At 72.7% G+C, this 25386-nt stretch carries 13 protein-coding genes; 3 read left to right on the top strand and 10 right to left on the bottom strand.

Annotated features, from left to right (window positions below; translation table 11 throughout):
- Positions 1 to 77: 77 nt before the first annotated feature.
- From OHA99_RS00745 to OHA99_RS00780, 8 genes are all read right to left on the bottom strand, one after another.
- Complete coding sequence (locus OHA99_RS00745; protein WP_194279805.1) at positions 78 to 1778, bottom strand: ABC transporter ATP-binding protein; 1701 nt, start codon at positions 1776 to 1778, stop codon at positions 78 to 80.
- Entirely contained in the window at positions 1765 to 12780 is an 11016-nt protein-coding gene (locus OHA99_RS00750; protein WP_405693478.1) for an amino acid adenylation domain-containing protein, read from the bottom strand. The genes OHA99_RS00745 and OHA99_RS00750 overlap by 14 nt, the downstream gene beginning before the upstream one ends.
- A gap of 64 nt (positions 12781 to 12844) precedes the next feature.
- Entirely contained in the window at positions 12845 to 14638 is a 1794-nt protein-coding gene (locus OHA99_RS00755; RefSeq protein ID WP_153176214.1) for an ABC transporter ATP-binding protein, read from the bottom strand.
- A 2-nt stretch (positions 14639 to 14640) separates the two neighbouring features.
- Positions 14641 to 15693, bottom strand: coding sequence for an iron-siderophore ABC transporter substrate-binding protein (locus OHA99_RS00760; protein WP_405693480.1), 1053 nt, complete (start codon positions 15691 to 15693; stop codon positions 14641 to 14643).
- A 50-nt stretch (positions 15694 to 15743) separates the two neighbouring features.
- Positions 15744 to 16607: an ABC transporter ATP-binding protein gene (locus OHA99_RS00765; RefSeq protein ID WP_153176216.1), complete on the bottom strand. Its 864-nt coding sequence runs from the start codon at positions 16605 to 16607 to the stop codon at positions 15744 to 15746.
- Positions 16608 to 16645: 38 nt separating this feature from the next.
- Positions 16646 to 17737: an iron chelate uptake ABC transporter family permease subunit gene (locus OHA99_RS00770; protein WP_194279806.1), complete on the bottom strand. Its 1092-nt coding sequence runs from the start codon at positions 17735 to 17737 to the stop codon at positions 16646 to 16648.
- 11 nt (positions 17738 to 17748) lie between these two features.
- Entirely contained in the window at positions 17749 to 18807 is a 1059-nt protein-coding gene (locus OHA99_RS00775; RefSeq protein WP_164380754.1) for an iron ABC transporter permease, read from the bottom strand.
- An 11-nt stretch (positions 18808 to 18818) separates the two neighbouring features.
- Positions 18819 to 20174, bottom strand: a complete 1356-nt coding sequence (locus tag OHA99_RS00780) for a lysine N(6)-hydroxylase/L-ornithine N(5)-oxygenase family protein (protein ID WP_405693482.1) — start codon at positions 20172 to 20174, stop codon at positions 18819 to 18821.
- Between the two features lie 189 nt (positions 20175 to 20363).
- Between OHA99_RS00780 and OHA99_RS00785 the strand changes: the two genes are divergently transcribed.
- Complete coding sequence (locus OHA99_RS00785; RefSeq protein ID WP_366471659.1) at positions 20364 to 21311, top strand: methionyl-tRNA formyltransferase; 948 nt, start codon at positions 20364 to 20366, stop codon at positions 21309 to 21311.
- 85 nt (positions 21312 to 21396) lie between these two features.
- On the opposite strand, the gene OHA99_RS00790 is transcribed toward OHA99_RS00785, so the two are convergent.
- Both OHA99_RS00790 and OHA99_RS00795 read right to left on the bottom strand, forming a co-directional pair.
- Positions 21397 to 21636 carry a DUF5302 domain-containing protein gene (locus tag OHA99_RS00790; RefSeq protein ID WP_153176221.1) on the bottom strand — a complete coding sequence of 80 codons (240 nt, stop codon included), beginning with the start codon at positions 21634 to 21636 and terminating at the stop codon, positions 21397 to 21399.
- A 38-nt stretch (positions 21637 to 21674) separates the two neighbouring features.
- A complete protein-coding gene (locus tag OHA99_RS00795; protein ID WP_366471658.1) occupies positions 21675 to 23540 on the bottom strand; it encodes a CocE/NonD family hydrolase in 1866 nt (621 codons plus the stop codon).
- A 270-nt stretch (positions 23541 to 23810) separates the two neighbouring features.
- Between OHA99_RS00795 and OHA99_RS00800 the strand changes: the two genes are divergently transcribed.
- Both OHA99_RS00800 and OHA99_RS00805 read left to right on the top strand, forming a co-directional pair.
- Positions 23811 to 24245, top strand: coding sequence for a PGPGW domain-containing protein (locus OHA99_RS00800; protein ID WP_153176223.1), 435 nt, complete (start codon positions 23811 to 23813; stop codon positions 24243 to 24245).
- Between the two features lie 181 nt (positions 24246 to 24426).
- On the top strand, positions 24427 to 25386 hold the full coding sequence (locus OHA99_RS00805; RefSeq protein WP_366471657.1) for a chlorophyllase: 960 nt from the start codon (positions 24427 to 24429) through the stop codon (positions 25384 to 25386).

Below are 25386 nucleotides of genomic sequence, written 5' to 3' on the forward strand. Positions count from 1 at the left end.
GTGATCACAGAGCCCCTTTCCCGTCGGCGCCGGGCCAAACATCCGGCGCGGGGGCACTTGCTCAACGGGCGAGCCGGTCATCTGGTCACTGCCAGGCGGTACTCCTCGTCCGTGGCCAGGAGGCGGCGGTGGGTGTCCTCGGCGGTGACGACGCCGTCGTCCAGGACGAGCACGCGGTCGGCGGCGTCCAGCAGGGCGGGGCTGCTGGTGATCACCAGGGTGGTGCGGCCCCGGCGCAGTTCGGCGACGCCCCGCGCGATGAGCTGTTCGGTGACGGCGTCGACGGCCGTGGTCGGGTCGCGCAGCACCAGGACGTCGGTGTCGGCGGCGAGGGCGCGGGCCAGGGAGAGCCGCTGGCGCTGGCCTCCGGAGAGGTTGGCGCCCCGGTCGCGGACGGCGTAGTCGAGCCCCTCCCGGTGCAGGGCGACGACGTCGGTCAGCATCGAGGCCTCGACCGCTTCGGGGACGGTGCGGCTGGTGCCGGAGGGGTCGATGTTGGACCGCAGGGTGCCCGCGAAGATCTCGCCGTCGTACGGGTTGACCAGCAAGTGCTCACGGACCGCCTCGACCGCCAGGTCCGCGAGGTCCCGTCCGCCGACCCGCACCGTGCCCTCGTAGGCGTCCGGCGGGACGTTCAGGGCGAGGACCGCCGCGAGGTCGGCCGCGGCGCGCGGCTGGTACGCGGCGACGGCCACGAACTCGCCGGCCGGTACCCGGAACCGCACCTTGCGCAGCGTCCCGTGGCGGACGCAGTCGACCTCCAGGCCGACGCCCCGGGCGGGCCGCTCCGTCCCCGGTGTCGTCACCGGTGGTGCGGTGAGTACGAGTGCCATCCGCTCGGCGGAGGCGCGCGCGATCATCACGTACTTCGGCATCTCCGAGAACAGTTTCAGCGGTTCCATGATGAACTGCGCGAGGCCCACGGCCATGACGAGTTCACCGATGTTGATCCGCTCCTCGAAGGCCAGCCACCCCGCGGTGAGGGTCACAGCGGCGGCGAGTACCGCGTTGAGGGCCAGTGCGGTGCCCGCGTAGACGCCGCCGACCCGGGCGACGGTGACCGACTGGCGCTTCGCGTCGGTGCTGACCCGGCGGTAGGCGCGGAACGCCGCGTGGTTGCCGCCGAAGCCGTGCAGCGGACGCAGGCCGATGATGAGGTCGGCGACCTTGGCGCCCGCCCGCGCCACCCGCGCCTGCTGCTCGCGGGTACTGGAGCCGATGCGTTTGGACATCACGCTGAGGATCGACAGGATCGCGACCGTCCCCACGATGACCAGCAGCCCCAGCCGGACGTCGGCCAGTCCCAGGGCGACCGCCGCGATCAGGACCGCGACCAGCGAGCTGATCAGCAGCGGCACCACCTCGATGATGTCGGCGGTCTGGTCGGCGTCCTCGGTGGCGATGGTCAGCACCTCGCCGGACTTGAGGTCGACGTCCCCGGCGACCGGCTGCAGCCCCGCGCCGGCCACCCGGACCCGCCAGCGGTGCGCCTCGGTCGTGTTGGCCTTCTGGAGGATCCGCATCCCGAACCGCCAGGACAGCGACACGGTCGTGATGATCACGGCGAGGGCGGCGACGGAGACGCCGAGCGCCTCCGGGCTCCGGTGCCGCATGGTGTGTTCGACGATCAGGCCGAGCGCGATGGGGAAGGCGGTCTCACCGGCCTGGTAGAGGCCCATGAGGAGGGTGCCCCAGGCCATCGCGCCGACGTTGCGCCGCAGGGCGGTACGGAGGATGTCGGCCCCCGCGCGGGGCCGCTGGGTGTCAGGAGTGGTCATCGAGGTGGCGGGCAATCGCTTCCGGGGTTCGCAGGGTGAACAGATCGCGGATGGTGATCACTGGACCGTACTCCCGGCGGAGCAGCCCGGTCAGCCGCACCGCCAGCATGGAGTGGCCGCCGAGGGCCGTGAAGTCGCTCATGGCGCTCACCTCGTCGTCGTCCAGGTCCAGTGCCTCGGCGTAGAGTGCGCACACCGTGGTCTCGGTCTCCGTCTCCGGGGGGCGCTCCCCCGCCGTGGTCAGCGCTCCCAGCGGCTTGGCCTCCGGGAGCGCCTTGGTGTCTGCCTTCCCGTTCACGGTGAGCGGGATGCCGTCGACCCGGGCGTAGTGCGTGGGACGGAGGAAGTCCGGGAGTGTGGCGCCCACTTCGGCGGCGACCTCGGCCAGATCGGCACCGTCCAGCACCAGGTAGGCGGCCAGCCGGTGGGCGCCGTCGACCTGCGGGTCGGGCTGGGCGACGGCGGCGGCGAACCGGACCGCCGGGTGCGCGGCGAACACGGCCTCGACCTCGCCGAGTTCGACCCGGTGGCCGCGGATCTTGACCTGCTGGTCGGTGCGGCCGAGGTAGCTCAGGTTCCCGTCCGGGCGCCGCACCGCCAGGTCGCCGGTGCGGTACATGCGCTCGCCGGGTGCGCCGAACGGGCAGGCGACGAAGCGGTGCGCGGTCTGGGCGGGCTGCCCGAGGTAGCCGCGGGCGATGCCGACGCCCGCGACGTACAGCTCGCCGGGGACGCCGTCGGGCACGGGGCGCAGCCACGGGTCCAGGACGTACACGTCCGTGTTGTCGATCGCGACCCCCACCACCGGGTCCGGGCACTCGAAGGTGCCGACGCCGAGGGTGTTGATGGTGTACTCGGTGGGCCCGTACAGGTTGTAGCCGACGGTGCCCTCGGTCTCGGCGAGCCGTGTCCACAGTGCCGGGGTGACGGCCTCGCCGCCGAGCAGCACCAGCGCGGGCCGGCGGTCCGGGTCGTCGAGCAGTCCCTCGGCGACCAGTTGCTGCGCGTAGGTCGGGGTGACGTTGACGACGTCGATCCCGTGCTCCAGGCAGTAGTCGACCAGCCTGGGTGCGTCGCGGCGCAGTTCCTCGTCGCAGATGTGCACCTCGTGGCCGTCGGCGAGCCAGAGCAGTTCCTCCCACGACATGTCGAAGGCGAACGACACGGTGTGGGCGATGCGGAAGGTCCGGTGACCGTGCGCCGCCAGGACCGGTCCGAAGATCCGCCGCTGGTGGTTGACCAGCATGTTGGTGAGTCCGGCGTACTCGGTCACCACCCCCTTGGGCCGGCCGGTCGAGCCGGAGGTGTAGATCGTGTACGCGGGGTGCCGCAGCCGGTGCGGGTCGTCCGGCGCGAACGTCACGAACGGCTCGGCCCCGGGCAGCGGACGGTCCAGCTCGATCAGGCCGACGGCGCCGGCGAGGCGATGCGCCACGGTGCTCAGGGTGAGTACGGCGTCCGGGCGGGCGTCCTCGACGATCGCGGCGATCCGCTCGTCGGGGTGGTCCAGTTCCAGCGGTACGTACGCGGCGCCGGTGCGCAGTACGGCGAAGAGGGCCACGATCGAGTCGAGGGAGCGCGGGATCGCGAGGCCCACCGTCGTCTCCGGGCCGATGCCGCGCCGGACGAGCACACCCGCCAGTGCCCGGCTGCGGTCCCGCAGTTCGGCGAAGGTGATGGCCGAGCCGTGGGCGACGAGCGCCGTCCGTCGCGGGGCGCGGTCGGCCGCCCGGTCGAAGCGGTCCACGACGGTCTCCGTGCCGACGTCGGTGCGTGCGGCGGGCTCGGGCGCGGGCACCGGGCCGGGAAGGGACCCGATCGTCCCCGTGGGCCCGGCGGTCCCGGTCAGGTCGTCGAGCACGCGCAGGTAGGCGTCGAGGAGGCCGCGGGCACCGGCGGTGTCGTGGTCGCGGTACTCCAGTTTGACGGTGAGCCGGTCGCCGGGGGTGATCACCCAGGTGAACGGATAGTGGGTCGAGTCGTCGGCCCGCACCGAGGTGATGCCGTGTCGGGCGTTCATGGCGGCGAAGGCGTCCAGGTCCAGGAAGTTCTGGAGGACGAACAGGTTGTCGAACAGCGTGTCGTGGCCGCCGGCCCGCTGGATCTCGCCCAGCCCGAGGTGCTCGTGCTCCATGGCCTCGATCCGGGCCGCCTGTACGGCCGTCAGGTAGGCGCGGACCGTGTCGTGCGGCCGGGCCCGCGTCCACATGGGCACCGTGTTGAGCAGGACGCCGACGACGTCGGCCAGTCCTTCGCCCTCCCGGCCGGAGACGGTCACGCCGAAGACGGCGTCGGCGCGGCCGGTGCGGGCGCCGAGGAAGAGGCCGAAGGCGCCGGTCAGCACGGTGTTCAGGGTGACGCCGTGGGTCCGGGCCGCCTCCCGCAGGGCGTCCGACTGCCCGGTGGTCAGCGTCCGCACGAGCGCCCGCGGCAGGCCGTCGGGCAGGGACGGCGCCGGTCCGGCGAGCAGGGTCGGGCCGGGCAGACCGGCGAGGTGCCGCGCCCAGAAGCGTTCCGACGCGGCCGGGTCCTTCGCGGCGAGGGCCCTCGCGTGGTCCTCGAAGCCCGGGTCGGCCGGTACGGCGTCCAGGGGCGTGCCCTCGAGGACGGCGCGGTAGGCGTCGAACAGGTCGCGCAGCACGATCTCGCGGGACCAGCCGTCCCACAGCAGCAGGTGGTAGCTGAGCAGCAGTCCGTCGCGGTCGCCGGGCAGGCGGACCACGGTCAGCCGGATCAGCGGCGGTTCACCGGGGTCGAAGCCCGTCTCCCGGTCCCTGAGCCGCAGGGCTTCCGCCTCCTCCTCGGTCGCCGCTTCGGCCGTGCGCACGTCGGCCCGGCGTCCCGCGGCGAGGACCTGGACGGGGTTCCCGTCCTCGTCCGTGGTGAAGCCCGCGCCCGCGGCCGGGTGCCGTGCGAGCACGTGTGCCACCGCCCGGGACAACGCGTCGGCGTCCAGGCGCCGTTCGAAGGTGAACCAGCTCTGGGCGACGTAGTGTCCCGCCGGGCCCGTCAGCTGCGCCTGGAAGTACAGCCCGCGCTGGAGGGGGGTGACCGGCGCCGTCCGCTCGGCCGTCGCGGCGGCGTCCGCGATGCGTTCCAGCGCGCGGTGCCAGTGCTCGGTGATCTCGTCGGGGACGCCCTCGGCGAGGGTGAAGGCCGCGTGCAGGCTGCCGGTGGCGGCGTCGGTCCACGCGTTCACCTCGACGGCGTACGGGCTGCCGCCGTCGCCACCGGTGATCCGCGGGACCTCCGACTCGCCGCCGCGGCCCAGGTAGTTGAACAGGACCTGCGGGTGGGCGGTGGCGAGCAGCGGGGCGGTCTGCGGGTTGAGGTACCTGAGCCCGCCGTAGTCGGCGTGCGCGCGCTCGTCCGGCTGGCGTTCGGCGACCTCGCGGGCCGCGGCGACGGGGTCGGTGTGCGCGGTGAGCCGTACCGGCGCGATGGACGTGAACCAGCCGACGGTGCGGGTGTAGTCGTGGTGGTCGAGGGCCGGGACCCTGCCGTGCCGCTCCAGATCGACCGCCAGGTCCGTGGGCGCCGGCTGGACGCGGGTCAGCGCGGCGCGCAGTGCTCCGCACAGCAGTTCGGTGAGGCCGACGCCCAGTGCGGCGGGCGCGGTGCGCGTGACGCGGGTGCTCACCTCGGGGGCGAGTACCGCCGTCCGCTCGCGCGGGTTCCCGGCGGCGGGCAGCGGTGCGGGGGCCTGGAGCGTGGTGAGCCAGCGGGCCAGGATGTCGGTCTCCTGGGCGGACCGGTGGGTGAGTGCTCGGGCGTAGTCGGCGTAGGACGTGGTCGGCGGTGCCAGGGCCGCACCGCGCATGGCGTCGGCCAGGTCGTCCAGCAGGATGAGCCAGGACACGGCGTCGACGGCGAGGTGGTGCACCGCCACCACGAGGGTGCGGCTCGCCTCCAGCCAGGTGAAGGCGATGACGCCGCCGGTCTCGGGATCGAGCCGTCCGGCCGCCTCGTCGGCCGCGGTCGTCGTGTCGGTGCCGGCCGCGCGGGCGACGGTGACCTCGCGGAGGGGTTCCGTGGACAGGGACCACACCCCGTGGTCGACGCGCAGGCGCAGTCGCAGCGCCGGGTGGGTGGCGACGACGGCCCGCGCGGCGCGCTCCGCGTCGGCGAAGCCGGTCCCGTCGGGTGCCGTCAGCGTTCTGGCCTGGGCGAACCGGGCGAGGGATCCGCCCAGTCGCCGCCGGCGCAGGATGATCGGTGTGGGCGGCAGCGGGCCGTCCTCGTGGCGGGCGGGGGCGGGTGGCGTGACCCCGGAGGCGCGGGTGTCCAGGTGCCCGGCAAGTGCGCGGGGGGTGCGGAGCAGGAACACGTCGCGGGGTGCGATCGGCAGGCCGAGTGCCCTGGCCCGGTTGATGAGCGTGATGGCGACGATGCTGTCGCCTCCGGCGGCGAAGAAGTCGGTGTCGGCGTCCGGGGCGGAGCCGGGCAGTGTCTCGGCGAAGATGCCGACGACGACGGCGAGCGCGGAGCCGTCCCGGCCGTCCGGCGCGCCGCTGTCCCGTACGCCGCTGTGCGGTACGCCGCTGCTCGCCACACCACCGACGGCGGTACCACCGCTCACCGCCGGGGCCGGCGCCGCGCGCTCGGTGAGCGCCCTGCGGTCCAGCTTGCCGTTGAGCGTCAGCGGAAGTGCGTCCACGGGCAGCACCCGGCCCGGCACCATGTGCGCCGGGAGTTTCGAGGCCAGGAGCGCGGTGAGGTCCGCGGGCACCCGGCCCACGACGTGCGCGACCAGGTGGTCCTCGCTGTCCGCCACGGTGACCGCGGCGTCGACCACGCCGTCGAGGTCGCGGATCGCGGACTCCACCTCGCCCGGCTCGATGCGGAACCCCTTCAGCTGCACCTGGTCGTCGGCGCGGCCGACGAACTCCAGCTCGCCGTCGAACGTCCGGCGGGCCAGGTCACCCGTGTGGTACATGCGGGAGCCGTCCGCCCGGAACGGATTCGCGACGAACCGGCCCGCGGTCAGCCCCGGCCTGCCCAGGTAGCCGAGGGACACCTGGTCACCGGCGACGTAGATGGCGCCCACCCGGCCGGGCGGCACCGGCCGGAGCCGGTCGTCGAGCAGGTGGGTGACGAGGCCCGGGACCGGGCCGCCGACGGGGCTGGTGCCGACGGCGCCGGGAGCGAAGTCGGCGGCGGTCAGCACCCGGTGGGTGACGTGGACGGTGGTCTCGGTGATGCCGTACATGTTGACCAGCTCGGGCGAGTCGGTGCCGTGCCGCTCGGCCCAGTCGCGCAGCCGCCCGAGGTCCAGCGCCTCACCGCCGAAGACGATCCGGCGCAGTGCGGGCAGCGGCTCGCCCGCGTGCCGGTCGGCCTCGGCGAAGCGGTGGAAGGCCGACGGTGTCTGGTTGAGCACCGTCACCCCGCGCTCGCGGACCAGGCGGTGGAAGTCGACCGGGGAACGGGTCAGACCGTACTCCGGCATCAGCAGCTCGGCGCCGTGGGTGAGTGCGCCCCACAGCTCCCAGACGGCGAAGTCGAAGGAGAAGGAGTGGAACTGGACCCACACGTCGTCCGGGCCGAAGGCCATCGCGGGCCGGGTGCGGGCGAGCAGGGTCACCACGCTCGAGTGCGGGACGACGACCCCCTTGGGCCGGCCGGTCGAGCCGGACGTGTAGATCACGTACGCGGGGTCCTGCCACCGGGCCGCGGGTGCGGGCTCCGCGACGGTGGGCGCGTGCTCCTCCCCCGGTACGAGCACGCGGGCCGGCACGCCCGCGCGGGCCAGCAGCCGGGTGAACCGGTCGCGGTGCTCGGCTTCCACGAGAACGACCTGCGGGGCGGAGTCGGCGAGGACGTACTCGAGGCGTTCGTCCGGGTACGCCAGGTCCAGGGGTACGTACGCGCCGCCCGCCCCGACGACGGCGACGAGGGCGACCACCTGCTCGACGGAGCGCGGCACGGCGACGGCGACCCGCCGGCCGGGACCGACACCGGCCGCGCGCAGTACGGCGGCCAGCTCGTCCCTCCGTTCGGTCAGTTCGCCGTAGGTCAGGGAGCGGGTGCTGCCGTCGAGGGCGCACTGGGTGACCGCGGTGGCGGCCGGGTCACGGTGCGCCGCGGTGTCGAGCAGTTCGCCCAGGGTGGCGGGGGCGACCGGCTCGACGTGTCCATCGCCCCCGGATGCCAGGTCGCCGGCGGGGGCGTCCGGCCGGGTGAGCAGACCGGTGAGGTTGCGGGTGAACGTGCGCAGGATCTCGCGGACTTCGGTCTCCCGCAGCAGCTCCGCGTCGTGGATGAGGTTGAAGCGCGGGCCGCCGTCGGGCGTGCGCTCCACCACCAGGGTCAGCGGGTAGTGGGGGGCGCCCTCGTTGACGATGCCGGTGACGACGAGGGTGTCGCCGGGCCGCCGCAGCGCGTGCACGTCGGTCGCCACGTCGAAGACGACCAGGGTGTCGAAGAGCGCACCGGCGCCGGCCCGGCGGCTGATGCGCGCCAGCGAGACGTGCTGGTGCGGCAGTACCGCGCTCTGGTGCGCCCTGACGGAGGCGAGGAGTTCTCCCGCGGTCGTGGTGGCGGTCCAGCGGGCGCGCAGGGGGACCGTGTTGATGAACAGGCCCACCATGTCCTCGATGCCGGGCACGTCCGCGTCGCGGCCGGACACCGTGGAGCCGAACACGACGTCGTCGCGGTGCAGGATGCCGCCCAGCGTGAGCGCCCAGGCGCTGTGCACGGCGACGCTCAGCGGCACACCGGCCGACCGGGCCGCGGCGTCGACGTCGGTGTCCGCCGTCGCGGCGATGTCGGCGAAGTGCTCGGAGGGTGTGCGTCCTTCGGCGATGAGCGACGGGCCGGGAAGTCCGGCCAGTTGCCCGTCCCACACCCGGTCGCTCGCCTCGTCGTCGCGTGCCGCGAGGCGGCGTGTGTGGTCGGGGAAGCCGCCGAGGGCGTACCCGGAACCGGGTGAGTGGTACTCGGCCAGCAGGGTGCGCAGCATGGGCGGCACCGACCAGCCGTCGGCGACGATGTGGTGCACCGTCTGCACCAGGACGTGCCGGCGGGCTCCGGCGTGGATCAGTGTGCAGCGCATCAGCGGGCCGGCGGCCAGGTCGAATCCGGCGCGGCGGTCGCGCTCGGCGTGGGCGCGGATCTCGTCGTCCGTGATGCCGGGGCGGTCCAGCAGGGTGAAGGGCGCCTCCGCTCCGCTCTCCAGCACGGAGACGACGCGCCCGTCGGCGAGGGCCACGAAGCGGGCCGCCAGGTTCGGGTGGAGGGTGAGCAGACGGGTGGCCGCCGCCGCCAGCCGGCCGGGGTCCACCTCGCCGTCCAGCGTGAGCAGTTGCTGTTCGACGTAGCTGCCGGTGGCCTCGCCGTCGTAGACCGAGTGGAAGTAGAGGCCCTCCTGCAACGGCGTCAGCGGGAGGATGTCGCGCAGCGCGGGGCCGTCCAGGGCGTCGACGTCGGCCTGGGTGAGGGGCAGCGGGCGGAAGTCGCTGGGCGAGTGGCCGCCGCTCTCCAGCGCGGCCAGCCCGGTGAGCGCCTCCTGGTAGTAGGTGCCGAGGGTCGCGATGTCCGCGTCGGTGAACACACCGTCGGGCCAGGAGATGGCGGTGACCAGTTCGTACCCGCCGGTGGGCCCGGGTTCGGCGATCGCGTTGAATTCCAGGGCGCGGGGCAGGCGCATGCGCGGGTCGCGCCTTTCTCCCAGTTGTCCCGTGGTGCGGGCGAGTTGCCAGTCGTCCGACGAGCCGGCGTCGAAGCGGCCCAGGTAGTTGAAGAGCACCTGGGGAGCGGGGGCGTCGAAGGTGACCTGGGCCAGATGGCGCAGGGCGCCGTAGGAGACGCCGTTGTCCGGGACGCGGGCGAGGTCTTCCTTGACCGCCTTGAGGGCGGCGGCCAGGTAGCCGGGTGCGGTGAGGTCGGTGGCCGGGCCGGGGTCGACGGTCACCGGGAAGAGGGTGGTGAACCAGCCGACGGTTCTGGAGAGTTCCGGCTCGAAGCCGGCCGAGGGGGCGACGAAGCCTGGCTCGCGGCCGTGGCCCTCGAGTTCGATGTGCGCGAAGGTCTGGTCCTGGCCGAGGTCGCGGCGCCGTCGGGCCAGGGCGACGGCGAGCGCGGTCACCAGTACGTCGTTGACGCCCGCGTGGAACTTCGCGGGTGTCTCGCCGAGGAGCGCGGCCGTGGTCCGGGCGTCGACCGGGACGGTCCGGACGCGCTCGCGTGCGACCGTGTCGTCCGGGGTCAAAGCGCGTCGGCCCAGCGGCTCGTCCGGCCCCGGCAGTGGGCGCCGGAAGCAGGAGCTGTCCGCGTCGAACGCGGCGCGCTCCAGCAGCTGGGTCCAGCGCCGGAACGACGTTCCCGTCGACGGGAGTTCGACGGGTGCGCCCGAGGTGAACCGTCGCCATGCCGTGGCCAGGTCCTCCATGATCACCCGCCAGGACACACCGTCGATCACCACGTGGTGGACGACGACGACCAGGTGGCGTGTCTCGCGGCGCCAGACCGCGCGCAGCATCGCGCCGCCCTCCGGATCCAGCCCTTGGGCGGCGAGGGCGACGCACTCCTCGACGGGCCGGTCGCTCGTCTGCCAGAGGTGCGCGGCCGGGACGCCGCCAGTGTCCGCCTCCGCCTCCGTGTCGTCCGCTTCCGGGATGTCGAATCCCCAGCGCTCGCCGCGCACCAGTCTGGCCCGCAGCATGGGGTGCCGGCGGACGACGGCGGCGAGGACCGCGTCGAGGGCTCCGGCGGTCAGGCCGGCCGGGGTGTTGAGCACGACGGACTGGACGAAGCCGTCGACGGCGTCGGTGGTTTCACCGAGCCACTGCACCACGGGGGATCCCGCAACGGGCCCGGTCGGCACGTCGCGGTGGTCCACGGTCGCGGTGTCCTCGCGGCTCGCCACCGCCGCCAGCGCGCCCACGGTGCTGTGGGTGAGGATCTGCCCGGCCGTGACGTGGAGCCCGGCGTCGCGCAGCGCGCCCAGCAGTGACATGGCCAGGATGCTGTCCCCGCCGAGCTGGAAGAAGTCCTGGTCGACACCGACCTCGTCGAGGTGCAGCAGCGCCGCGACCGCCGTACACACCGCCCGTTCCTCGTCGGTGGCGGGCGGGACGGCCGAGGGCGTGCCGACGACGGGTTCCGGCAGCGCGTTGCGGTCGAGCTTGCCGTTCGCCGTGAGCGGGAACTCCGTCATCACGACGACGTGGGCGGGCACCATGTACTCCACCATGTGGGCGCCGGCCCAGGTCTTGACCTCGTCCGGGCGCAGTTCCTCGTGGCCGGCGGCCGGGATGACGTATCCCACCAGGTAGGTGCCGCCGGCCGGGTTCTTCTTCGCGACGACGCAGGTGTGGCGCACTCCCGGGTGCTCCGCGAGGCCGACCTCGACGTCCTCGATCTCCAGGCGCATGCCGCGGATCTTGACCTGGTTGTCCGCGCGGCCGAGGAAGTCGAGCGAGCCGTCGGGGGCGAAGCGGGCGAGGTCGCCGGTCCGGTACAGGCGGGAGCCGTCGTTCGCGAAGGGGTTCGCCACGAAGCGGGAGGCAGTGAGGCCGGGCGCGTTGACATAGCCGCGCCCCAGCAGCAGTCCGCCCGCGTACAGTTCGCCGCCGACACCGACCGGCACCGGACGCAGTTCGTCGTCCAGGACGTACAGCCGGGTGTTGGGGTTGGCCCTGCCGATCGACGTCGACAGGCGCTCCGCCGCTCCCCGGTACACGACGTGGGAGACACCGATCGTCGTCTCGGCGGGGCCGTAGCCGTGGTACAGGGGGATGTCGAGCCGGGCGCGGAAGCGTTCGTAGAGTTCAGGGGTGAGCACCTCGCCGCCGCACCAGACGTGGCGGAGGCTGTCGAGGCGCCCCGAGTCACCGGCCATCTCGAGCAGCACGTCCAGCATGGACGAGACCAGGTAGGTGAAGGTGACGCGCTGTTCGGCGATCACGCCGAGCAGGTGGTGGGGGTCGCGTTCGCCGCCGGGGCGCAGGACCACGAGCCGGCCGCCGCTGACGAGGGGCAGGAAGATCTCGTTGACGGAGATGTCGAAGGACAGCGGCGCCTTGAACAGCGACGCGTCGTCGTGGCCGAAGCCCAGGACCTCGTGGATCTGCCAGAGCAGGCGCTCGCTGATCGCCTCGTGCCGGATCATGGCGCCCTTGGGCCGCCCGGTCGAGCCGGACGTGAAGATCACGTACGCCAGGGCGTCGCCGGGGAGGGGGACTTCGGGCCCCTCCGTGGGGTGGTCGCCGAACCGCCAGTCGCCGAGGTCCACGGCGACGGCCTCCGGCTCGTTGGGGGCGTGCTCGCCCGAGGGGTTGAGCTGTACGACGACCCGGGCGTCCTGGACGACGACGGCCCTGCGTTCGGCGGGCCAGTGCGGGTCGAGCGGGACGAACGCGCCGCCCGCCCGGAGCACCCCGAGCAACGCGATCACCATGTCGGCGGAGCGTTCGAGGGAGATGCCGACCACGTCTTCCGCGGTGACCCCGCGGGCGATCAGATGATGCGCCAGCTGGGCGGACAGCTCGTCCGCCTGACGGTAGGTCAGGGTGCGGCGGTCGTCGACGACGGCCACGGCGTCCGGCCTGGCGCGCGCCTGTTCACGGAACATCGCCACCAGGGTGGGACGGACCCGGTCGGCGTCGGTGTCGTTCCACCTGGCGAGGTTCTCCAGCCGCTGGGCCGGAGCGGAGGGGCCGATGGTGCCGAGCGGACGGTCCGGGAAGTCGGCCAGGTCGTCGAGCGCGAGCTGCGCGCCGTCCGGTACGGCGCCGTCCGGGAGGGTGATGCTCCGGCCGTCGGCGCCGACGCCCCAACCACCCGGTGCCGTACCGCCGTTGTCGACCCAGGCGAGCACATCGGTGAACAGGGTGCCCGCGGTGAGGTCGAGGCCGGCGGGGCTGCTGCCCGAGGCCCAGTACGACAGTCCGACGGCGCACGCCTCGGCGACGACCCGGTCGGAGAAGTCGCCGGTGCGCCGGCGTATGTCGGTCAGCTGCCCAAGAGAAAGCCGGACGAGAGAAGCGGTCGGTTCCATCATCGAAGACTCAACGCCCCTTCAGCCAAGGAATGAAGGCAGGCTAACCTAACTAAGGCATGCCTAACTACCCCGCCCGGCCGCCCTCGCGCCAGGCCCGCCACAGCCGGGCGTAGCGCCCCCCGAGAGCCACCAACTCCTCGTGCGTGCCCTCCTCGACGACCCGTCCGGCGTCCAGGACGGCGATCCGGTCCGCCGCCATCGCCTGGGTCAGGCGGTGCGCCACGAACAGCGTGGTGCGGCCCGCGCACGCGGCCAGTACGGCCCGTTCCAGCTCGGCGGCGCCCTCGCTGCCCGCCTCGGCGGTCGACTCGTCCAGCACCACGACCGGTGCCCGGCCGAGCACCAGCCGCGCCAGCGCGATCTGCGCCACCTTGGTCCCGTCCAGGCGCTCGCCGCCCTCACCGACCGGAGTGTCCAGCCCTTCGGGCAGGGTCTCGACCCACCCGGCGGCCCCAACGGTGCGCAGGGCGTCCAGGAGTTCGTCGTCGGTGGCCCCAGGCGCGGCCAGCCGCAGGTCGTCGGCGAGGGGCCCGGAGAACACATGGGTCTCCTGGGTCAGGATGCTCACCAGGGCCCGCGCCCCGGCCTCGTCCAGTCCGGCCAGGTCGGTCGGCCCGACCCGCACCGACCCCGCCTGCGGCGTCCCGATGCCCGCGACCAGCGCGGCCAGGGTCGTCTTGCCCGCGCCCGTGGCGCCCACCAGGGCGAGCGAGCCACCCGCCGGAATCGCCAGGTCGACGTCGCTGAGGACCGGCCGCTCGGCACCCGGGTAGGTGAACGTCAGCCCGCGCACCGTCACCGGGTACGGTCCGGCCGGAGCGTCGACGGACTCGTCGCCCACCAGCCGGTCCTCGGCCTCCTCGCCCAGCACGCCGACCAGGCGGGTCAGGCTCGCGCCCGACTTCTGCGCCTCGTCGAAGGTGAACATGATGGCGCCCAGCGGGGTGAACAGCCGGTGGAACAGCAGCGGGGCCGCCGACACCTCGCCCAGGGTGGCCGCGTTCGCCTCCAGCAGCGCGTAGCCCACCAGGATGATGAGGGTCAGCCCGATGAACTCGGCGCGGTTCTCCCTGCCGACGAAGCGGCCGAAGAACCGGAACACCTCGATGCCGAGGTCGCGCACCCGCCAGGACTGTCGGGTGACCTGCTCGCGGAAGGCGCCCTCGAGCCGGTAGGCCCGGACCGTGTCGATGCCGTTCAGGCCGCTGATCAGGGCCTGCGCGCGGTCGGCCTGGGCCACCCGCTGCTTGCGGTACAGCGGCGCGGACCGCGGCAGGTACCAGCGCAGGGCCAGCGCGTAGGCGGGCAGGGCGCCGGCGCCCGCCAGACCGAGCCGCCAGTCGAGGCCGAACATGCCGGCCGTGGCGATGACGACGAGGACGCCCGCGGAGAACACCGTGGGTACGGCCGTGCGGATGCCCTTGGAGATCACGGCGACGTCGTCGCCGACCCGGGACAGCACGTCTCCGCGTCCCACCTGCTCGACCCGTGCGCTGGGCATGCCCAGCACGGCGCGGACGGCGCCCTCCCGCAGCCGGGCGAGCAGGTCGGCGCCCAGCCGTCCGACGAGGTAGGTCGACACCGCGGTCGCCGCCGCGCCGAGCAGCGCGGCGGCGACCATCAGGGACCCGATCGTGACCAGGACGGACCGCGACTCTCCCCCGGCCACCGCGTCGACCACGCGGCCGAGCAGCAGCACCGGAAGCACCTGGAGCGCCGCTCCGGCCACCGTGGTGAGTACGGTGGTCGCCGTCAGCCACGGCACCTCGCGGCAGTGCGCCGCGACCCATCGGCCGGCCTCGCGTCCGGTCGCCGTACGCAGGACGGCCGTCGGGACGCGGGTGTCGGTGACGCTCACCCCTACCCGGCCGCCTTGACGAGTTCGTCGACGGCGTACGGCATGGACAGCAGGGTGCCCTGGGAGATGGCCGCGCCGACCGCCAGGCCCTCACTGTCCAGCAGGTAGGACACCTTGCCGTTCTTTACGGCGTCCAGGTTGGTGAACAGCTTGAACTTCTTCAGCGCGTCCTGGTCCGCCTTGTCGTTGATGACGAAGACGCGGTCCACGTCGACCAGGTCGACGCGCTCGGGCGAGAGCGTGGTGTAGAAGTCGCCGCCGGCGACCTCGTCGATCTCGGTCTGGTATTTGAAGCCGATGCCGGTCACGAGCCGTCCGCGCACATCGGTGGAGGTGAACGGCGCCACCGAGTCCTTGTACCAGGAGAGCACCACCGCGGTCTGGTCCGCGAACTCGGGATGGGCCTGCTTGGCCGCGTCCAGCTTGCCCTGGATGTCGGCCACCATCTCCTCGCCCTCCTCGGCCTTGCCGAGCGCCTTGGCGATGTGCAGCGCGTTGTCCTGCCAGGGAGCGCTGAACGGCTCCTTCTCGCCCTTGGTGCGGCCCACCGTGGGCGCGATCCTGGAGAGCTTGTCGTAGGCGGCCCGGTCGATCTCGGAGTAGACCGCGACGATCAGGTCGGGGCGCAGGGCGGCGATCTTCTCGTAGTTGGGGCCCGTGTCACCGTTCTTCATGATGACCTCGGGCTTGGTGTCTCCCCACTTGTCCTTCACCCAGGGCCACTGGGTGTTGATGTCGGGGCTCTGACCGGCCGGGTTCGGGTACTGGTCGACCATGCCGACGGGCTTGATGCCGAAGGCCAGGACGGTCTGGTCGTCGGTGTAGCCGACGGAGACGACCCGCTCGGGCGCCTTGTCGATCTTCGTCGTTCCGAACGCGTGCTCCACGGTGACCGGGAAGGCACCGGCGGCGGCCGGGGTGCCGTCGCCGGCCTTGTCCGCCGGGTCGTCCGAGTCGGAACCGCACCCCGCGAGGAGTCCGACGCCGAGCGCGGCGGCGGACAGGGCCGCCGCCAGTCGTCGCCACGGCTTCATACGCGTCGTTCTGAGGAGCATCCCGGGCATCCCTTTGCTGTCGCGCCGACCAGTGTGAGGTTAGCCTACCCTCACTTCATCAACTGCGGTGTCGATTGATGCAGTTCGGCGTGGGTCCGTCCGATCGGCACGACGAGGGGGCGGTCCCCGACGGGGTCGTCGATCACCTTGGCGCGCAGCCCGAACGCCTCGTGCAGCAGGTCGGCCGTGATCACGTCGCGCGGGTGCCCCTGCGCCACGATCGCGCCCTCCCGCATGACGACCAGGTTGTCGCTGTAGCGCGTGGCCAGGTTGAGGTCGTGCAGCACCATGACCACGGTGCGCCCGGACTCGTGCAGGTCGTCGACCAGGTCGAGCACGTCGACCGCGTGGGCCAGGTCGAGGTAGGTGGTCGGTTCGTCCAGCAGGAGCAGGTCGGTGCCCTGGGCGAGGGTCATCGAGATCCACACGCGCTGGCGCTGCCCGCCGGACAGCGAGTCGACCGGGCGGTCCGCTAGGTCGGACACCCCGGTCATGGCCAGTGCCCGCTTGACGACCTCGGCGTCGTCCGACGACCACTGCCGCAGCCAGCTCTGGTGCGGATGGCGGCCCCGGGCCACCAGGTCGGACACCGTCAGCCCCTCCGGAGCGACCGGCGCCTGGGGCAGCAGGCCGAGTTTCCTGGCCACGTCGCGGGTCCTGAGCGCGGCGATGTCCTCGCCGTCCAGCACGACCGTGCCGCCGGTCGGCTTCAGCAGCCGTGACAGGGTGCGCAACAGCGTCGACTTGCCGCAGCCGTTCGGTCCGATGATGGTGGTGATCACGCCGGGCGGGATCGCCACGTCGAGGCCGTCGATGACGGTCCGTGCGCCGTACCCGACGGTGACTCCCCGGGCCGTCAGCCGTGAGGCGCCGTCAACTCCCGTACCGGTCCCGGTGATGGACTGAACGACCACAAGGCCCCCTCGATTAGGCTCGCCTTACTTTGTACCAGCTATCGGCGGTTCGCCCGCACCAGCAGGTAGACGAGGAAGGGTCCGCCGATGGCGGCGGTGACCACGCCGACCGGCAGCGAGACGGGCAGGGCGGTGCGTGCGACCAGGTCGGAGCCGGTCAGCAGCAGCGCGCCCACCAGGCCGGAGGCCACCAGCGGCGGTGTCGGGCACCGGGCCAGCCGCATCGCCACCTGTGGCGCCACCAGCGCGACGAACGGCACCGGACCCGCCGCGCTCACCGCCACGCCGGCCAGCAGCACGGCGCACAGCAGCAGGACCGCGCGCACCGCCCCGAACCGGACGCCCAGCCCGGCGGCGACCTCGTCGCCGAAGTGCAGCGGCTTGAACTGGAAGGCGACACAGGCCACGACGACCAGGAGGACGAGCGTGCTCCACAACGCGACGTGGACCTCCTCCCACGACCGGTTGTCCAGCGAGCCGACCAGCCATGCCTGGGCCCGGGCCACGTCCCTGATGTCGGCGGTGACCAGCAGCCACGTGGTGAGGGCCTGCATCACGGCGTTGACCGAGATGCCGATGAGGATGAGCCGGAAGCCGTCGATCCCCCGGCGCCAGGCCATGAAGTACACCAGCAGACCGGTGCCGAGGCCGCCCGCGAGCGCCGCCGCCGACAGGCCCACGGAGTCGACGACGGCCGTCGCGGCGCCGCCCGACACCGTCACCAGGAACACGGCGACGGCGCCGGCCCCGCTGGTGATGCCGAGGACGTCCGGGCTGGCCAGCGGGTTGCGGGCGATCGACTGGGTGAGGGCGCCCGAGACCCCGAGCGCGACGCCCACGACGAGCCCGGCGAGGGCGCGCGGCATCCGCAGGTCCATGATCACGAACCGGTCGACCTGCTCGCCCCCGCCGAGGACGGTGGCGACGACCCGGGGCAGGGCGATGGGGAAGTCCCCGACGCCGATGGACAGGCAGAACACCAGGAAGCCCGCCACCGCCAGGAGCAGGGTGACCCCCGCGATCCAGGGCCGCCACACGAACGACACGCCGCCGAACCGCACCCCGGGCGCCACCGACGCCCGCACCTCCGCCTTCGCGTCCACAGCCGCGTCCGCCCCGTCCGCCCTCATGTCCGCCCCGTTCACGCGCTCTTGAACTTTCCGCGCCACACCAGGACGGCGAAGAACGGTGCGCCGAGGAGCGAGACGACGACCCCGGCGTCCAGTTCCCCCGGCCGCACGACCAGGCGCCCCACGATGTCGCAGACCAGCAGCACCACGGCCCCGAGCAGACCGGCGTACGGGACCAGCCAGCGGTAGTCCGGGCCGGTCAGGTACCGGGCCACGTGGGCCACCATGAGCCCCAGGAACGCGATGGGGCCGCAGGCCGCCGTCGCCGCCCCGGCCAGCAGGGTGATGGCGACGACGCCGACGGTGCGGGTCAGCGCGGTGTTCACCCCGAGCCCCCGTGCCACGTCGTCGCCCAGGTTGAGCAGGTTGACCGAGGGCAGCGTGGTCAGCGCCAGCAGCAGCCCCGCGGCGATGAAGGCCGACACGGGCCAGATGACGTCGAAGCCGACCCCGGTCAGCGAGCCCGCGTTCCAGAACCGCAGGGCGTTCAGCGAGGCCTTGTCGGTCAGCGCGACCGCCGTGGTCATCGCCGCGAGGAACACCGTGACGCCCTGCCCGGCCAGCGCGAGCGTGAGCGGGTTGCCCGCTCCCCGGCCGATGCTCGACAGCCCGAACACGACGACACCGGCGACCGCCGCGCCCAGGAAGCCGAGCCAGACGTACTGGAACGGGCTGGTGAACCCGAAGGCGGCGATGCCGGACACCACGGCGAACGAGGCACCGGAGTTCACCCCGAGCAACCCCGTGTCGGCGATGGGGTTGCGTGTGTACCCCTGGATCAGCGCCCCTCCGACGCCCAGCGCGATGCCCGCCACGACGGCGAGGACCGTGCGGGGCACCCGCACGGTCCGCACGATGAGCCTGATCTCGGTGAGCCGCTGGTCGGGTTCGGGCGCCGCGACCAGCCCGTGCCAGACCTCGGCGGGGCTCAGCGCCCGCGCGCCGACCGCCAGCGACGCCGCGGCCACGACCACGAGCAGCGCCGCGAGGAAGCCCAAACCGGCAACCCGGCGTCTACGGGCCTCGGTTACGCCTCCGGGTGCGGGTCGCTCCACCGCGGTCGTGGTCATAGCGCCGTACATTAACGCGCGCCGGTGCCGGTCCCGTCGGCGACCGTACGGGCCTCGTCGGAACCGGACTCGAGCCCCCGGTCGAGGAGCGAGTCGAGGATCTCGCCGACCCGGACGGCGGTGTTGGAGAGCAGCGACGAGGTGATGCCGTGCGTGTGTTCGGTGCCGCCCTGCAAGTAGATGCCGCAGCGCAGGGCCGGGTCCGTGGCGACGCGGTAGTCGCGCTCGACGCGCACCCGGCCCTCGTCGTCGCGCAGGCAGCGGTCCGCGACCTCGCCGAGCAGGCCGAGGGGGTCGGCGGGGCCGTAGCCGGTGGCGAGGACCAGGACGTCCGCGTCCAGGAGGGTCTCCTCACCGGTGACCAGGGAGGTCACCGTGGCGCGCACCCGGTCCGGTGTCTCCTTGACGTCGGTGAGCCGGGAGACGTTGAGGAACCGCAGCCGCTCGGTGCCGAGGACCTTCTCCCGGTACATCTGCCGGTACAGGTCGTCGATCAGGTCGATGTCCACCACGGAGTAGTTCGTGTTGCCGTGGTACTCCATCAGCCGGCGTTTGACGCTGCCGGGCGCCGCGAAGTAGTCGTCGACGGCCGCCGGGTCGAAGATCCGGTTGGCGAACGCGCTGTCGTCGGCGGGGCTGTAGCCGTAGCGGGCGAAGACCGCGCAGACCTCGGCGTCGGGGAAGCGGCGGTGCAGGTAGGCGACGTTCTCGGCGGCGCTCTGGCCGGCGCCGACGACGACGAACCGGGAGGGTGAGGTGCCCTCCAACGCGTCGACCCTGGTCAGCAGTTCGGAGTTGTGCCAGACGCGGTCGCCGCGCTCCACGCCTTCCGGCACGAGGGGGCGCAGCCCGGTGCCGACGACGAGGTTGCGCGCCCGGTGGACCTCGAGCCCCTCCCCCGAACGGACCGTCACCTCCAGGTGGTCCACGGCTCCGTCCCGCACGACGGGCGCGACGCCGACGACCTCGTGGCCGTAGGAGACCATGTCGTCGACCTTGGCCGCGGCCCACTCGAAGTAGTCGTGGAACTCGACCCGCAGCGGGAAGAGGTTCTTGTGGTTGATGAAGTCGATCAGCCGCCCCTTGCTCTTCAGGTAGCAGAGGAAGCTGTACTCGCTGGCCGGATTCCGCAGTGTCACCAGGTCCTTGAGGAAGGACACCTGCATGGTCGCGTCGTCGATCAGCATGCCGCGGTGCCAGCCGAAGCGCGGCTGGTGCTCGAAGAAGCGGGCGTCGAGCGCCTTCTGCCCGCCGGCCCGTGCGTTGTGTTCGCGGATCGCGATCGCCATGGCGACATTGGACGGTCCGAAGCCGATACCAATGAGGTCGTGGACCAGCGTTGGGTCAGCAGGAAGAACCTGTGACATGTCACTCCCCTCGTGCGCCGGAAACTTAGGTGAGCCTAAGCTAACGAGGTAGGGCTGTCGATAGGGCACACCGGGGATCGATTCGAGCCAACAGGCAGACCCCATCGCGGTGTTGCACACTAAGGTAAGGCTTGCTTAACTGCCCGGGTCAGTCCCTGCCTTCAGCACCTGTCCTGAGGAGGAACCCCCATGCGGGTCGTCATGTTCGGTTACCAGACCTGGGGGCACCGCACCCTGCGAGCCCTGCTGGACTCCGAGCACGACGTGGTCCTCGTGGTCACGCACCCCAAGAGCGAGCACGCGTACGAGAAGATCTGGAGCGACTCCGTCGCCGACCTCGCCGAGGAGCACGGCGTCCCGGTGCTGATCCGCAATCGCCCGGACGACGACGAGCTGTTCGAGCGTCTCAAGGACGCCGATCCGGACATCGTCGTGGCCAACAACTGGCGGACCTGGATCCCCCCGCGCATCTTCGGCCTGCCTCGCCACGGCACCCTCAACGTGCACGACTCGCTGCTGCCGAAGTACGCCGGGTTCTCCCCGCTGATCTGGGCGCTGCTCAACGGCGAGACCGAGGTGGGCGTCACCGCGCACATGATGAACGACGAGCTGGACGCCGGGGACATCGTCCGCCAGGAGGCGGTCCCGGTCGGGCCGACGGACACCGCCACCGACCTCTTCCACAAGACCGTCGGCCTGATCGCCCCGGTCACCATCGGTGCCCTCGGACTCATCGCGGCCGGGCAGACCGAGTTCACCAAGCAGGACCGCTCCGCGGCGAGCTTCTTCCACAAGAGGTCCGCCGAGGACATCCGCATCGACTGGAACTGGCCGGCCGAGGACCTGGAGCGTCTGGTCCGGGCCCAGTCCGAGCCGTACCCCAGCGCCTTCACCTTCCACCGGGGCAGGCGGCTGGAGATCCTCGCCGCCGTGGTCTCGGAGGGCCGCTACGGCGGCACCCCCGGCCGGATCTTCTACCGGGAGGGCGAGGGCGTGGTGATCGTCGCCGGGGCCGACGCGCGCCGGGGACGCGATCACGGCCTCGCCGTCACGCGCGTACGGACGGAGGACGGGCGGGAGTTGGCCGCGACGGAGTACTTCACCTCGATGGGCGGCTACCTGACCGCCCGCCCCTGAGCGCCACGACCGGACACCCATGACGGGCAGGGCCCGACCGTGCCGTCACGGTCGGGCCCTGCCGGGTTGCGGGTCCTGCGCGGCCTCAGCCGCTCTTGCGCCGGAACGACCGCTGTCCGGCGGCCGGACCGTGGGTGCCCCGGATCTTCGCCACGTCGGCGTTCGTGGCGAGGGCAGCGGCCTCGGCCTGTTTGCCGCGCTTGCGCTCCAGCGCCTGCCGGAACTTGTCCTTCAGGTCGTACTGACCGTTGGCATCGGGTGTGAGGGCGGTGCTCTCGGCCTCCGCCGGTTCCGAACCTGCTTGCGATGAAGACTCTTCAGTCATGGCGACCTCCTGGGCTCGGACAACAAGAGCACAGCTTGTCACGGCCGGCCGCCCGGAACCACCGAGAATGTGCCGGGGCCGGCCGGCAGGTCCACCGTGTACCGGCGCAGATACGTGTCCAGGTACGGCGACCGGTCCCCCTGGGTGGCGACGTCGTCGGCCGGGCCGTCGAGGGCCAGCCGCAGCTTGGCACCCCTGACCCGGACGGTCTCGCCGGAGGGCGTGTCGCGCCAGGAACCGGTCTGGATGGAACCGATCTCCACGGCCAGCACGTGCCCGGCGGCGAGGGTCCAGTCGGTCGCCTTCAGGTCGACGCTCATCCGTCCGGGCTTCACCAGGGAGACCTGCTCGTCGAACATGACGGCGGTGCCGTCGGGGGCCACGTCGTACAGCTTGAGCATGACGTTGCCCTCGCCGCGGGCCGTCAGGGAGACCTGCGGGGTGCCGGTGACGCGTGTGTCCCTCTTCAGCGGCTTCGACCAGACGAAGAAGCTGGAGCCGACCTCACCGGCGCGCTGACGCTCCGCCAGTCCCGCGGCCAGCCCGGCCGGGGCCGGCTGCTCGGTCGCCGGCGCGTTCTCCATGTCCCACCTGCCGGGCGGCTGCGGCGGCGCCTTCGGCGCCGGGGTGCCGGACGCGGTCAGCTCCGCGCGGGCGGACGCGCCGCCGTCGTCCACGTAGGAGCCGCCGCCGAGCGGAACGGTGACCGACCGTTCGGTGACGGGCCACGTGCGCTGGGCGCGCCAGGCGCCGGTGGAGTCCTCGACGGCGTAGGCCGGGTAGCGCACCGTCGGCCTGACGCCCTTCAGGTACCGGTCGTAGAAGGACAGGGTCTCCTCGTACCAGCCCTCGCGGCCCATGGCCAGGCGGCCGTCCTCGACGCGGTCGCCGCCGCGCACGTGGTCCCACTGGCCGAGCCAGCCGCGCTCGGGGCCCCGGTGGTTGTCGAGGTACTCCTCCATCTCCTCGGGCTTGGTGTTGTTCTCGACGAAGCCCTGCGTGACGAAGAGCGGGGTGTCGCTGCCCTTCGCCATCCGCGCCAGGTCACGGGAGGTCCAGTGCTCGTCCCGCTGGTCGGATATGCGGTATCCGGCCGAGTTCTCCGTCAGGCACTCCGGGTGGCTCTCCTCGTACCGGGCCGCGGCCCGGTAGCGGGGATCGTCGTCCGCCATCGCGGGCATCGACGCGATGGAGTTGTACGCATCGGCGGTGCCGGTCACGTTCGGGCGGGGCACCCCGTTGGAGTAGATGTACTGGTACATGTCCCACACGGGTTCCTGGGCCACGACGGCCTTCAGCGCCCGCTGGTCCAGGTTGTTGCCGATGAGGCCGGTGACGGCGTCGTACGACTTGCCGTACATGCCGACCGCGCCGGTGGACCAGGGCTGCTTCGCGGCCCAGTCGATCGCGGCCCTCACGTCGGCCTGCTCGCCCGGCCCGCCCCAGTCCAGGCAGCCGGTGGAGCCGCCGAAGCCGCGCAGGTCCACCATGACGAAGGCGTACCCCTGGTCGAACAGGTCGGTGCCCTCGATGAAGTCCTGGAAGCGTGCGGACGGCCCGGTGTGGCTCCAGCCCTCGGGGCCGGTCTGGCCGGCGTGGGCGAAGTAGGGGCCGATCGACAGGATGACCGGCACCTTCTCCCTGCGCTTCAGTCCCTCGGGAAGCAGTACGTCGGCGTGCAGGCGGGTGTCCGAGCGGTCGGAGGACGGGAAGTAGTGCTGGGTCCAGACCGAACCCTCCGGGACGCGGTCGTTCTCCTCGTGCGTGACGGGACCGGCCCCGGTGGCGGTGGCGGCCGGCTCCGCACCCTCGGCCGCGACGGCCGGGCCGCCGAGGCCCGCGGTCAGGGCGAGGGCGGCGACGAGTGCCGAGGCGGTCCGGACGACCGCGCGACGTGGTCTCACATGCTCCTCCTTGGACGGTGGGTGCAGATGGTACGGGTGGTGCAGGTCTAGCAGCGAAGTGCCCGCACGTCGATGGGGCGTCCCGGCAACTACCCCGCGCACAAAGGGCATTGACGGACAGGGCGGGGCGGACCGGCCCGCGCCCGCCCCCTCGGGCCCGGACCGCCGTGTCCGCGCCGGAATCGCCCGCACGTCGATTGCTGCCTAAGGTTGGGACGCCGACGGAACCGGAGACCGGAGTTCTTCCCGACCGCAGGAGAGTGGGGCGCCATGGCGCGGGGTGTCGAGTCGATCCGGCGCACCGCCCTGGGCGCCCTCGGGGCCGTCCTGCTGCTGCTCGGCGTCGCTCTCCTGGTGCTGCCGGGACCCGGCCTGCTGCTCGTCTTCGCCGGCGTGGTGCTGCTGGCGCGGGCCGTCCCGGCGTTGGACCGGTTCGTCGCCCCCGTCCGCGTCCGGGCGATGCGCGCGGCCGAGGAGAGCGTCTCCTCCTGGTGGCGCATCGCGGGCTCGGTGTCGGTGGGGCTGTTCCTCCTCGCGGCGGGTCTGGCGTGGGGCCTGGTCCCCGAGCTGCCGTACTCCGGATGGGCCACCGGGGCGAGTCTGATCATCTCCAGCGTGGCGCTGTTCGCCCTGCTCGTGTGGAGCCACCGCCGCGTTCAGGCGGACCGACGCGACTCGGCGCCCGCTTCGGAAGGTACGCGTTGACCAAACGGGACAGTGTTCCGTATATTTAACCGGGACGACGTTCCGCTTTCCCGTGCCGACGTGCGCCCTCCTGGAACGGCCTCGGCCGCCGCAGTCCCGCACGACCGGCCGCCACGGCGGCCGGTCGCGACCAGGCCCACGAGCCCCCGAACCACCGATCCATCGAACGGACATCCGCATCATGAGTGCACCGACATCTCCCACCGACTTCGTCTCCCCGCCCGTGCCCGTCCTCTCCGTCGCCCCGGTCGTGCTGCCCGCCCCGGGACGGCCCGTGGAGCTCCAGGTGCGGGTCTCGGCGCCCGTGACCGGGACCGGTCTGCCGGTCCTCCTGCTCTCGCACGGCCAGGGCTACTCGAACCACCTCTCCTCCCTGAACGGTTACGCGCCCCTCGCCGACCACTGGGCGGCGCACGGCTTCGTCGTGATCCAGCCGACGCATCTGAGTTCGAGGTCACTGGCGCTCGATCCGAGGACCCCGGGGGCGCCGTTGTTCTGGCGGTCGCGCGCCGAGGACATGACGCGCGTCCTCGACCGGCTCGACGACCTGGAGCGGGCCGTCCCCCAGCTCGCCGGCCGGCTGGACCGGGACCGGGTCGCCGTCGCCGGGCACTCGATGGGCGGACACACCGCGAGCCTGCTCCTGGGCGCCCGGCTCACCGATCCGGACGACGGCTCGGAGGTGGACCTGACCGAGCCCCGCATCCGGGCGGGCGTCCTGCTCGCCGCGCCCGGCCGGGGCGGCGACGCCCTCAGCGCGTCCGCGGCCGAGAGCATGCCCTTCTTCCTGACCACGGACTTCTCCGGGATGAGGACCCCCGCACTCGTCGTCGCCGGCGACGAGGACGACTCCGCCCACCTGACCGTGCGCGGACCCGGGTGGCATGCCGACCCGTACGTCCTCTCCCCCGGCCCCAAGGCCCTGCTCACCCTGTTCGGCGCGGGCCACGGGCTCGGCGGGGTCGCCGGGTACGACGTGGCGGAGACCACCGACGAGGACCCCGGCCGGGTGGCCGCGGTGCGGCGGCTCACCTGGGCCTACCTGCGCTCCGAGCTGTACCCGGGCGACTCCGCCTGGCAGGCGGCGCGGGACGCGCTGAGCGCCGGCCCCGACCCGCTCGGGCGGATCGAGTCCAAGTAG

Source organism: Streptomyces coelicoflavus, assembly GCF_045041415.1.
Taxonomy (GTDB): Bacteria; Actinomycetota; Actinomycetes; order Streptomycetales; family Streptomycetaceae; genus Streptomyces; species Streptomyces coelicoflavus.